Origin of the sequence: Cytobacillus horneckiae, from assembly GCF_002835735.1 — a bacterium.
GTDB classification, from domain to species: domain Bacteria; phylum Bacillota; class Bacilli; order Bacillales; family Cytobacillaceae; genus Cytobacillus; species Cytobacillus horneckiae.
The window spans coordinates 61,240-69,814 of the sequence record NZ_PISD01000075.1; the positions used below are offsets into that span (position 1 = coordinate 61,240).

At 38.0% G+C, this 8,575-nt stretch carries 10 protein-coding genes; 7 read left to right on the forward strand and 3 right to left on the reverse strand.

The annotated features are described in order from the left end of the window. Window positions 1–164 precede the first annotated feature (164 nt). From CWS20_RS25315 to CWS20_RS25330, 5 genes are all read left to right on the forward strand, one after another. A complete protein-coding gene (locus CWS20_RS25315) occupies window positions 165–512 on the forward strand; it encodes a DoxX family protein (protein WP_066200971.1) in 348 nt (115 codons plus the stop codon). A gap of 158 nt (window positions 513–670) precedes the next feature. After that, window positions 671–2,059 (forward strand): MFS transporter, encoded by a 1,389-nt coding sequence (locus CWS20_RS25320; RefSeq protein ID WP_066200968.1) that lies wholly within the window; start codon window positions 671–673, stop codon window positions 2,057–2,059. A 23-nt stretch (window positions 2,060–2,082) separates the two neighbouring features. Continuing rightward, window positions 2,083–2,220 carry a hypothetical protein gene (locus CWS20_RS28260; RefSeq protein ID WP_157090557.1) on the forward strand — a complete coding sequence of 46 codons (138 nt, stop codon included), beginning with the start codon at window positions 2,083–2,085 and terminating at the stop codon, window positions 2,218–2,220. A 346-nt stretch (window positions 2,221–2,566) separates the two neighbouring features. Further along, the gene (locus tag CWS20_RS25325; RefSeq protein ID WP_066200965.1) at window positions 2,567–3,121 is read left to right on the forward strand and encodes a delta-aminolevulinic acid dehydratase; all 555 of its coding nucleotides are present in this window, start codon (window positions 2,567–2,569) and stop codon (window positions 3,119–3,121) included. Between the two features lie 29 nt (window positions 3,122–3,150). Beyond that, complete coding sequence (locus CWS20_RS25330; protein ID WP_066200963.1) at window positions 3,151–3,681, forward strand: GNAT family N-acetyltransferase; 531 nt, start codon at window positions 3,151–3,153, stop codon at window positions 3,679–3,681. Between the two features lie 151 nt (window positions 3,682–3,832). Here CWS20_RS25330 and CWS20_RS25335 read toward each other — a convergent pair whose 3' ends face one another. Continuing rightward, entirely contained in the window at window positions 3,833–4,288 is a 456-nt protein-coding gene (locus CWS20_RS25335) for a hypothetical protein (RefSeq protein ID WP_066200960.1), read from the reverse strand. Window positions 4,289–4,303: 15 nt separating this feature from the next. Further along, complete coding sequence (locus CWS20_RS25340) at window positions 4,304–5,308, reverse strand: DUF3231 family protein (RefSeq protein WP_066200957.1); 1,005 nt, start codon at window positions 5,306–5,308, stop codon at window positions 4,304–4,306. A gap of 156 nt (window positions 5,309–5,464) precedes the next feature. Here CWS20_RS25340 and CWS20_RS28265 point away from each other — a divergent pair, with 156 nt between their 5' ends. After that, entirely contained in the window at window positions 5,465–5,629 is a 165-nt protein-coding gene (locus CWS20_RS28265) for a hypothetical protein (protein ID WP_157090556.1), read from the forward strand. Window positions 5,630–5,756: 127 nt separating this feature from the next. Here the strand turns inward: CWS20_RS28265 and zwf are convergent, their stop codons facing one another. Next, window positions 5,757–7,220 (reverse strand): glucose-6-phosphate dehydrogenase, encoded by a 1,464-nt coding sequence (gene zwf / locus CWS20_RS25345; protein WP_066201880.1) that lies wholly within the window; start codon window positions 7,218–7,220, stop codon window positions 5,757–5,759. Window positions 7,221–7,459: 239 nt separating this feature from the next. Between zwf and rnz the strand changes: the two genes are divergently transcribed. Then, window positions 7,460–8,383: a ribonuclease Z gene (rnz, locus tag CWS20_RS25350; RefSeq protein WP_066200954.1), complete on the forward strand. Its 924-nt coding sequence runs from the start codon at window positions 7,460–7,462 to the stop codon at window positions 8,381–8,383. Window positions 8,384–8,575 lie beyond the last annotated feature (192 nt).

The window sequence follows — 8,575 nt, forward strand, 5'->3', positions numbered from 1 at the left end:
ATTATATATTCTCATTTCTGTGAGCAACCTCATTATATTATTGACTCACAATAAATATTTTAAATCTACGGATTGTAGAATATAAAATTGGAGAGAGGTGTTCAGGATGAAATTAAAATAGTTGTTTATAGTTGTTAAAAATAATCATTTACGGGGGAGACCATATGTATATTGTATCATTAGTACTTCAGCTTTTATTAATTTTTGCATTTTTCTTTTCAGGTTTAGGTAAAATTAAGGGGGCGCAAATGCAAGTAGAAACCTTTGCTTACTTAAGATTGCCTCAATGGTTCCGAGTAGTAACCGGCTGGATTGCCTTAATAGGAGTAGCTGGATTAATCATTGGCTTCTGGAATAAAGGAATACTTACGCTGTCAGCATTATGGCTTGCATGCATTATGTTAGGAGCAATCATGTTCCATATTCGTTCTAAAGATCCGATTAATAAAATGATGCCAGCTGCGATTCTTATGGCTTTTGCTTTAATTCTTGCGGGCATACAATTAACTTAACTATGAAAAAGTTATTTAAAACCATCTTTTTTGTTACTTAATGAAGTTTGTAACTTGACTATATGAAAAATAATGAGTATCCTCAGTATTATAAAATACTGAGGATACTCATTATGAGAATACTCTTTATGAGTGCGAAATGAAAAGGGGTTAAGTTTATGACAGATACATCATCGAAGAATGCAAATAAATTGTTAAGAGTTCTAGTTGTCACGCTCATTTTCTCAGTTATGAACGGGACAATGTTTAATGTCGCTCTCCCTGAAATAGGCAATGAGTTCACTTTAGTTCCATCACAGGTCAGTTGGATCATGACCAGTTACATGGTTGTCTATGCAATCGGTTCTATCGTTATGGGGAAATTAGCGGATAAATACCGGCTGAAAGATTTACTGACATATGGGTTAATTGTTTTTGCTCTTGGTTCATTGCTTGGATTATTAGCTACGGAATATTGGCTCATCATTTTAGGGCGTGTAATCCAAGCAGCAGGAGCTTCTGTTCTGCCTGCAACGGCAATGATCATACCAGTTCGTTATTTTGCTCCTGAGCAGAGGGGACGCGCACTTGGAACTTCTGCAATTGGACTGGCCCTTGGCAATGCTTTAGGACCTGTAGTAGCAGGATTAATCACTAGCTTTGGCAGCTGGAGACTGATGTTTGTTATTTCCTTGCTACCGCTTTTGACCTTACCTTTCTTTCGGATGTATTTAGACAACACAAGAGGGAAAACAGGTCGTATAGATATTCTTGGCGGGCTGCTATTAGCTGTATCGGTTTCATCGTTTTTACTTGCAATTGTGCAATTGAACGCTTGGCTATTCCTTGCAGCGCTTGTATTTTTGGCTGTTTTCATCATTCATATTAACAAAGCGAAAGAACCATTTATTAATCCAAGTCTATTTGGAAATAAAAAATTCACAATCGGATTAATGCTGGCATTTATGACGACAGCAATGAGCTTTAGCATGACATTCATGACTCCACAATTTTTAGCCGCACTGAATGCCTTATCCCCTGCGAGCATTGGTTTTGTGTTAGTACCAGCTGCCGTTGCGGCAGCTATCATGGGCAGAAAGGGTGGAAGGTTGGCTGACACGCGCGGAAATACGACACTTGTCTTTGTTGCTTCTATTTTAATTTGCCTCTCCTTCTTTCTACTGTCGACCTTTATTGGGGCCTCTGCCTATATTATTGCCTTCATCCTAATATTAGGCAATGTTGGGCAGACTTTTATGCAGATATCGATGTCGAATAGTATTTCGAGAACATTAGCAAAAGAAGAAACTGGTGTAGGCATGGGAATGCTATCGATGATCAATTTTATCTCTGGTGCGTTTGCAATGAGTGTGGTAGGAAAGCTGCTAGATAAGGGCACAACTACGCTACAATTGAACCCTTTCATTACAAATCATGCTGCTCATATATACAGTAATATTTTTATTATTATGTCCTTTCTTATTATTTTTGTATTTTTAGTTTATCGGTATCAGTTTGACAAGCGGAATGCCAATAATGAAGTGAAAAAACTAAATAATAGTCTATAAAATAACTTGAAAGGAGGTTATTTATGAATCCTCCAGCTTCGGCATTTTCAGCGCATTCGGATGATAGTAGAAAAGATGTAAAAAAGCTTCCAATCATCATATCCTTGTTGATTGGAAGCTTTTTTTCTATGTTAGCCTGCATGTTTACAGATTTATTATAATTGGGTTTATCTCACTTTTTTTATTTGTCGTACGTCAATTAAAATTGAAAGAGCCATTTTATCCACTAGTTGCGTTCTTCATAAATATTATGGCATCTTGGCAACGCAATTTCTTAGAGCAATCTACTAATCCAACTGATCCCGCACAAATATCTGATGCAATGGTGTCAGGTATACACAACGTTATGATAGGTTTTTGGTTTTGCCATAATCGCATTTATTTTGTCTCTGTTTATTAAACGCTCTCAAATTACAAAAGACCGATTCAATAGCAATCTTTTTTAGTATTTTTTGCCAACGTGTTATGATCAAAATATAGTCATTAAAAATGGAAAGGAATGATAGAATGAGCAAGCCAGAAATGTATATTAGCTTAGTTGTTGGCCCGAATTGCGAAATCGAATCATATGCATTAAGGTCAACACTTGAATATTTTGGTGCAAGGGTGACAGTCCATTGGATTGGAAGACCAAATGATCTAATTGATGTGCTGTCAGGCGAAGATCGCGATGCTAAAGTTGATTATCTAATTCTAAACTTTCATGGAGATGAAGGAAGGTTTTGTTTGCCTGAGCTTGGCGAGGAGATTTATGAACCTGACGAGCCAAGAGGAGAGTTTTTTGATGAAGGAGACGTCATTCGCTTTGCAAAACTAAAAAGCATGAAAGTCATATCAACAGGTTGTACATTAGGAATAGAATCCACCGCAGCTGCATTTTTAAAATGCGGATGTCACTCCTATATGGGCCCGAATGATTATATTGACGGTAATTCTAATTTGATTTTTCTTATAAATTTTATGTATGAAATGATAAATAATCATAAAAGCCAGCAGGAAGCGTTTGAAAGTGCAAGGTCAATTGATGAAGAAACGATGATGTATCAACTTTATTTATCATAAGTTAAAACAATAATTTTAGGGGAATCAAATTGATTGAAAACAAGGGATTAAAGGTTAGAAAGATGAATGATAATGATCAGCATCTATTGGTAAAATGGCTCTCAGATTCATCAGTTCTTGAATATTATGAAGGTCGAGACAACGCCTTTGATTTAAATAAAGTTAATAATGTATTTTTTGATTGTGAAGAGGATGAAGTAAAATGCATCGTAGAGTTTGAAAGTAAACCTATTGGATATGTGCAGTATTACAAGATAGATAAAATCACAAAAGAAAATTTTGGTTATAGTTTTGGTAATATATATGGAATCGATCAATTTATAGGTGAAACTGAATATTGGAATAGAGGAGTTGGAACCTTGCTAGTCTCATCGGTTGTTTCGTTCTTATATGAGCATGAGAAAGCGGATAAGGTAATTATGGACCCTCAAGTACGTAATTTAAGAGCATTAAGGTGCTACGAGAAGTGCGGCTTTAAAAAAGTGAAAATCCTCCCTAAACATGAACTTCATGAAGGTGAATATCGAGATTGTTGGCTGATTGAACATACAAGGGATTAGCGCCAATAACCAGTGAAATAGAGACAGGGAATTCATGGTTAATTGTAGACCTAATTGCTAGTTGAGGGAAAAGAAAAATCTTTGTTAAAAGGGATAATTAGGAATATTGTGCCAGTTACCAAGGTTGAAGAGGTCTATTTTTTAGTCCTAGCTAAGTAGACCTCTTAGTATTAAAATATGATAGTAAATACCAAATAAGAAAACCAACTATTAATCCCGGCAAAACAAATAACATCGGTAAAAAAACCGGACCAAGCAGCAAACCAAACAATTTAAAATCAGAAGAATACATTAAACCAATTGTCACAGAACCAGCAGAAAATGCAAAAGGCAAAAAAGCATACCGGGACATGCTCTTTTTATCGTCTTTAAAGGCGTCCCACATTGCAAAAAAATATAAGCACGGATAGAACATAAGCCATTGATAGTCTGCTTTTAAAATCGCTCCTTGTATGTCACCTTGAAAACTTAGCATGATGATTTCATTAAAATTTGATAGCACATTAATTAAAACCTCCAATGCTATGAAAACAAATCCCTTTACATATCTTCCATTTAATAATTGACCGAACCCAGGTAAGGCAATGCTCCAAAATAGCTTTTCCATTTCAGCCACACAACCTTACTTTTCCGACAGTTTTTTTCGATCCGGTGCAAGAGGAGGCTGCTCAATCCATTCGTTTTCGATCATAATGCTGTATCCTTGCTGCGAATATTCCATTGTCTCAATCATAAGTCTTGAATAAGCTACTCCAATATCCCTTCTAGCGCTTAATCCTATACTCATACCATAATAGCCAATTCCAATCCCGCCTAATGCAGCGATATGATAGGTTAACAGCTTATCTGAAAAAGGAGAAGTAGTTGAATTGGTCGGCATGATATTAGTGAGACCCGAAATAATCAGGTTGCTTTCATCCATGAATTTTCTAGTAACATCCATTACATGATTTGCAATTTCAGCTCCATGTACGAAATAATCTCTAGCTTGTTTAGAAGAAGTTACTTGAGAAAAACCAGTTGATAATGCATAGCCCACTGCATTCCGCCAATGATTGTAATACAGCATAGTCATTTCATTTACACTTAATGGACGTTGCTCTCCAAACCAACCAGAGAGGAAGCTTTTCTTTTGAATCATTTCTATATGTTCAGGTATAGGGATAGCAGGTGAGCGCGGGTATATTCCCTTTGATAGCAGTACATCCATCGATTGGTTATATATTCCTATAGATGAATTTATACATGTTGTAAAGAATTCCCGTAAATCTTTACGTACAGAACAAAAGGTCATAGATACATCGACATTAGCAGTAACGTTACCAACTAAATGAGCATAGTAAAGCATAAATTCATCTGAAAAAAGTTTAGGCGCATTGATATTTACATCTTCATCAGTGAACCCTTGGGGCACAGGAAAGTTTTCTGCTTTGAAAATATCCTTGACCATCTTAATGTTTTCTTCTGAAAAGCTTTTTGCATTTTTTAAAACTTCACTTATTTCCGGATCTTCTACCGTTTCAAGAAAGTATTTTAATACGCATAGTGCCATCGTTTCGTTAACATATGTATTCCAAAGAGCAAATATTTCAGAAGACGCAAGTTTAGCATGGTGATTGTTATTCATATTCAACCTCCTTTTTATTTAAATATCTCCCAAAAACCATTTTATTATGACAGAATTTAACTCTTATCAGGAGTGATGGTTATTTATTAAACAAAAAGGGTTAAAACTGAGGTTTAAAAATATATGGTCACCTTAACTTTCTACTAGCGGATTCAAGTGGCTCATGCAGATCGAAAGAAACAATTAAAAGAACAAATTTCAATGCTGGCAGCTCGTAAAAAATCCCAGCTCGAAAATGGGCTGGCAGTTGCTGTTCGCAATGCGGTTTTAAAAAGTTTGCCTGCTTCTTTGAATGCAAAAGCAAGCACAGGCGATAGATGAATTTCCTAATCTATCTTCTTAGTTATGGGTGAATGTCGGAAGTGCTATGTTTTTGTTTAGAATGCAAAGCAAAAAAGCATCCAACAGTTAAAGTAAAGGAAACTGTTGGATGCATTCGGCTTACACATTATTTATATTGTGGATGATCGACTGGCCACCAGAAAAAGCCGTCTCTTTCCAGTAATTCATCCGCTTCTTTTGGCCCCATTGTATTTGCCTCATAGTTAGGGAAGTTGTCAGCTTTCGTTCCTTCCCAAATCTCAGAGATTTTATCAACAAAGCTCCAAGAAAGGGCAACTTCATCCCAATGAGCAAAGTTGGTTGCATCGCCGCGCATGCAATCATATAATAATCTTTCATATGCTTCAGGCGTATTCATATGGTCTATGCAGTTATTGGAGAAGTTCAATTTCACTGGTGTAGCATCCATATGCTCTCCGGTCTTTTGCGCATTTAAGTATAGAGTAATTCCTTCTTCTGGCTGAATATGAATAACGAGCAGATTCGGATTTAATGTTTTTTCTGTTTGATAATAAAGGTTCATTGGAATATCTTTAAATTGAATAACAATTTTCGTTGATTTGGCTGCCATTTTCTTACCGGTGCGAATATAGAATGGCACACCCGCCCAACGGAAATTATCAATCGTTAATTTTCCAGCTACATAAGTTTCTGTATTGGATTCCGCATCGACCATTGGTTCCTCGCGATAGCCTTTAACTTCTTCATTGTTCACCAATCCGCGGCCATATTGTCCGCGAACGAAGTTTTCTTTTACAGCATCGCCTTCAAGAGGCTTCATCGCGCGGAAAACTTTCACTTTTTCCGCTCTGATTTCATCGGTATTTAGACGTATGGGCGGTTCCATTGCCAGGAGAGCGACCATTTGCAGCATATGGTTTTGCACCATATCCCGAAGTGCGCCGCTTTTTTCATAATAGCGTCCGCGTTCCTCTACCCCAAGCACCTCGCTTGATGTGACTTGAATATTAGAGATATAGCGATTGTTCCATAACGGTTCAAAAATCGCATTGGCAAAACGGATGACCTCAATGTTTTGTACCATTTCTTTTCCTAAATAGTGGTCAATCCGGTAAACCTCATCTTCAGAAAATGCTTGGCGCAATTGATCATTCAATACTTTCGCAGACGCTAAACTCCGTCCGAACGGCTTTTCAATGACTAAGCGTTTAAAGCCGGCAACATCTGTCAGCCCATCTGATTTAAGGTGTTCAGCAATCGTACCGAAAAATTCCGGAGCCATCGCTAAATAAAAGATGCGGTTGCCTTCAAGATGATAGTTCTCATCCAATTGATTCGCCATTGTTTTTAATGCTAGATATGAGCTGGAATCAGTGACATCATGAGAATGGTAATAAAAATGAGAAATAAACTCATCTAAACCATCATGATCCTTTATGGCGTCCTGAACGGAGGACCTTACACTCTCTTGAAAGGCATCGTTTGTCAGTTCACGTCTAGCGACTCCAATAACAGCATAGCGCTCGGATAATTTTCCTCTTTTGTATAAACGGTAAAGAGACGGAAATAACTTGCGTTTGGCAAGGTCGCCTGTTGCCCCGAAAATCATAATTAATGCAGTTGGTTTCTCAGAATTATTCACAATGAAAGTCCTTTCTATGTAAAAAGTTCGCCATTTTTAGGTTCATCTCTTAAAAAATAAATATACCCACTCAAATATTAAATTTTATCGTTTAAATGCAAAAACGGCAACCTTTTTATATCGGAAATTCGCTTTGCGGCTTTAGCCGAATGAATGTAATGTAGTATGATGGAGATAACGAGGATAGAGAAGGGAAGTAAAATAAATTGAAAGCATTTTTTTTAGGAACGGGGGCAGGGGTGCCTGCTAAGCTGCGCAATGTAACAAGCATCGCATTAAAGCTGCTCGAGGAACGGGGAGCCATTTGGCTGTTTGATTGCGGCGAAGCCACTCAGCATCAGATTTTACATACGAGCATTAAGCCGAGGAGGATAGAAAAAGTATTTATTACTCATCTGCACGGCGACCACCTATATGGGCTGCCTGGCTTTTTATCGAGCCGCTCCTTTCAAGGCGGAACGTCACCAGTGACAGTCTACGGCCCAAAAGGGTTAAAAGACTATATTAATATATCGCTAACGATTAGCCAAACCTACTTAAAATACCCGCTAAAGATTGTAGAAATTGAAGAAGGCATCATCTTTGAGGATGACCAATTTACAGTAGAGGCAAAGCTTCTCGAACACGGCATTCCTTCTTATGGCTATCGTGTAGTAGAAAAAAATCTCCCAGGTACGCTCATGGCTGATAAGCTCATAGCCGACGGTATCAAGCCAGGACCTATTTTTAAACGAATTAAAGCAGGCGAAGCAGTAACTTTAGATGATGGCACGGTCATTGATCCCGCACGCTACGTGGGACCAGACCAGAAAGGGAGAATTGTCACCATCCTTGGCGATACAAGAATTTGCCAGGCAGCAATCAATCTCGCTCAGCAAGCAGACCTCCTTATTCATGAAGCGACGTTTGCAAGCGGAGAAGAAGAAATGGCTTACGAATATTTTCACTCAACGACCACTCAAGCAGCAGAAGTCGCAAATCAAGCCGATGTGCACCAGCTTTGCCTCACACATATAAGCTCAAGGTACGAGCCGTCTCACTGGCCTACCCTTGAAGAAGAAGCCTGCACACTGTTTCCCCGTACAGTGATCGCTGAAGATTTTAAAGAAATTGAAGTATTGAGAAGATAAGATAGAGACTTTGTCCTGGACAAGGTCTTTTTTTATGTAAAAAAGAAAAGAGGAAGCGTCACATCGTCCGTTCGTCGCGCAAAGTAAGACAGAAGGTCGAATAGGAGCCGTCTCACCACCCGTTAAACCGTCCAAAGTATAGCAGAAGGTCGAATAGAAGGTGTGTCATCACCCGTTCGTCGTTCAAATTAT

Bases quoted from the DNA above. Each gene is read 5' to 3' on its own strand.
- CWS20_RS25315 (WP_066200971.1), top strand. From the start codon at position 165: ATGTATATTGTATCATTAGTACTTCAGCTTTTATTAATTTTTGCATTT.
- CWS20_RS25320 (WP_066200968.1), top strand. From the start codon at position 671: ATGACAGATACATCATCGAAGAATGCAAATAAATTGTTAAGAGTTCTA.
- CWS20_RS28260 (WP_157090557.1), top strand. From the start codon at position 2,083: ATGAATCCTCCAGCTTCGGCATTTTCAGCGCATTCGGATGATAGTAGA.
- CWS20_RS25325 (WP_066200965.1), top strand. From the start codon at position 2,567: ATGAGCAAGCCAGAAATGTATATTAGCTTAGTTGTTGGCCCGAATTGC.
- CWS20_RS25335 (WP_066200960.1), bottom strand. From the start codon at position 4,288: ATGGAAAAGCTATTTTGGAGCATTGCCTTACCTGGGTTCGGTCAATTA.
- CWS20_RS25340 (WP_066200957.1), bottom strand. From the start codon at position 5,308: ATGAATAACAATCACCATGCTAAACTTGCGTCTTCTGAAATATTTGCT.
- zwf (WP_066201880.1), bottom strand. From the start codon at position 7,220: ATGATTTTCGGGGCAACAGGCGACCTTGCCAAACGCAAGTTATTTCCG.